The sequence below is a fragment of the Synechococcus sp. R55.7 genome (genome assembly GCF_047461955.1).
Classification (GTDB): domain Bacteria; phylum Cyanobacteriota; class Cyanobacteriia; order Thermostichales; family Thermostichaceae; genus Thermostichus.
Genome location: NZ_JANSIC010000117.1, coordinates 6254 through 8595 on the forward strand (window position 1 = coordinate 6254; position 2342 = coordinate 8595).

General features: G+C 56.3%; 2 protein-coding genes. Both read left to right on the plus strand.

Translation table 11 applies throughout. The annotated features are described in order from the left end of the window. Positions 1-756: 756 nt before the first annotated feature. On the plus strand, positions 757-1116 hold the full coding sequence (locus NW820_RS07695) for a hypothetical protein (RefSeq protein WP_414407149.1): 360 nt from the start codon (positions 757-759) through the stop codon (positions 1114-1116). 249 nt (positions 1117-1365) lie between these two features. Further along, entirely contained in the window at positions 1366-2286 is a 921-nt protein-coding gene (locus NW820_RS07700) for an L-lactate dehydrogenase (RefSeq protein ID WP_011433746.1), read from the plus strand. Positions 2287-2342 lie beyond the last annotated feature (56 nt).

Consider the following 2342-nt stretch of genomic DNA (forward strand, 5'->3'; position numbering starts at 1 on the left):
GGGATTCCACAGATCGGCCCGCGTCAGCGCATCATAAACGCTGCCAGCCTGGTCTGGCCCAGCAGTCCCCCTTTCAACCATAGGCTAGGAACACCCAGTAGACGCTCGGGCAACGGGGAGGGCAAGCCGAAAAAAACAGCTATGAATTCACGCTGTCTCTGCCATTCTACGGTCATCCTATGGAATTGTTGGGGGAGTTTGTGTGTCTCTCGATACAAAAGATCCCCGGGCTGGCACGGGCTTTTGGGTGCTCCGGAGGGGATATTCTTTGAAGCAACTCTTGAGGTTAATTAAAAGAATTATTAAAAAGCCTGTCCTGCCGACGTGAAGGGCTATGCGTCGCCGTTTTCAAGGTTAAACCGCTTCTGGCTCCCGAACTTGTTCTACCCGTACATCGACACGCTTGGGAAGGAACCAGGCTCCTATTAGTTAGAACTGCTCTCATTAGAAAGAACCTCAGCTAGCCCTGGAAAAGGGATCCCTGCCAGACCCAGGATGGCTAATTCCGCGGGCGTGGGATCCCCGATGCATCCAAGGCAAGAGAGGAAGACTGATGGATACAACTCCACCACTCAACCGAGTAACAGCATAGCTCTATTGAGATTAGCTTTCAATAGCGTGCCGGCAAAGTAGGGATCCTCTTTGATAAAGACTTGCATTAAGCTTGAGGAGTCTGGTAGAGTGCTTACCCAAGTAGCAATTGCTAAAGATTTGCAGTTAAGTCTTCTCAGGAGAACAAGCTGCGGAGTGGCAAGCATGGCATGGCAACAGGTTCAGGCGGGGGTGTGGTGTAGGCAGTTGGGGCAATTGGCGCCTCAGTGGTGGTTGGGCTGGAGTCTGGAGCAGGGCTTTCGGCTCTACCGCAAAGAAGTTTCCTCTGCTCTGCCTTCTCTCTCTGCTTTGAGGATTCGCTACCAAGAGCGAGATGGCTGGCTGGACGTGTTTCTGGGAGAAGCGGAGCAATGTAACCGACGACGGCGCAGCCTTTTGGATTCGGCAGCGCGGGTAGCCTTGCACTACATGCCGGAAGATTTAGCTCAGATTCAGTCCCTAAAGTGTCCTCACGAGCGCATTCCTCCGCAGCTTTGGCAGCGGCTAACCCAGCAGCCGGGTTGAGGACTGTTGAAGGTTAGAGGGCTATTTATTGTTTTTATTGTTTCAGATGGATCCAGTCCGCTGCGGCAACCGATCCTGCCTCTTCTCGCCTTTCCAGTTCTTCTGGAGAGCGGTAGCCTGTTTTTTTCTTCCTCTAGGCAGGCTTAAGCTGGAGAACGAAGAGTAGCGGCTGCAGCCATGACTGTTTCTAAGCACCAACCCAAGCAGCGCTCCCAGCAGCAGGTCGAGGGGCTGACTTCTCGCCGCCTTTTGAAGGGATCCATCATCGGCGCCGGCCAGGTAGGCATGGCCTGTGCCTACTCGATGGTAATCCAGAACACTCTGGATGAGCTGGTCCTTCACGACATCGACCGCAACAAGCTGGAAGGGGAAGTGATGGATCTGGTGCACGGGATCCCCTTTGTGGAGCCGACGCGGATACGGGCAGGGGAGCTGGCGGATTGTGCCGGATCAGACGTGGTGATTTTAACGGCAGGGGCTAAGCAGCGGCCTGGAGAAACCCGTTTGGATTTGGTGCAGCGCAACGTCGAGATCTTCAAAGGCTTGATCCCGGCCTTGATGGCCCATTGCCCTGACACACTCCTCTTGGTGGTGAGCAATCCCGTTGACATCATGACTTACGTTTCCCTGAAGTTGTCGGGGTTGCCGGCAGGGCAGGTGATCGGGTCGGGGACGGTTTTGGACACAGCCCGCTTCCGGTACCTTTTGGCGGAGCGCCTGGGGGTGGATCCGCGTAGCCTGCACGCCTACATCATCGGCGAACATGGAGATAGCGAGGTGGCCGTTTGGAGCAAGGTGAACATCGCCGGCACCCCGATTGGGGAACTCTCGCCGGACTGGGATCCCGCCTATTTGGGGGATATCTTCGAGCAGGTGCGCAACGCTGCCTACGAGATCATCCGTCGCAAAGGGGCCACCAGCTACGCCATCGGGTTAGGGGTGACGCAAATTGTCCAAGCCCTGCTGCGGGATCAACACCGCGTTTTAACCGTGAGCAGCCTCACCCAAGGGGAGTACGATCTGCCAGAGGTCTGTCTCAGCTTGCCCAGAGTGGTCGGGCGGCAGGGGGTGGAACGCACGCTGGCCATGTCCCTCACCGAGAGCGAGCGCAAGCAGCTGCACCGCTCGGCCCAGATCTTGCGGCAAGTCATCGACAGCATCCGGTGGTAGCCTAGATCTCCTGGACTTTTGTCGCTCCCCTCCAAGCTGGGGGATCCCTTGGTCAG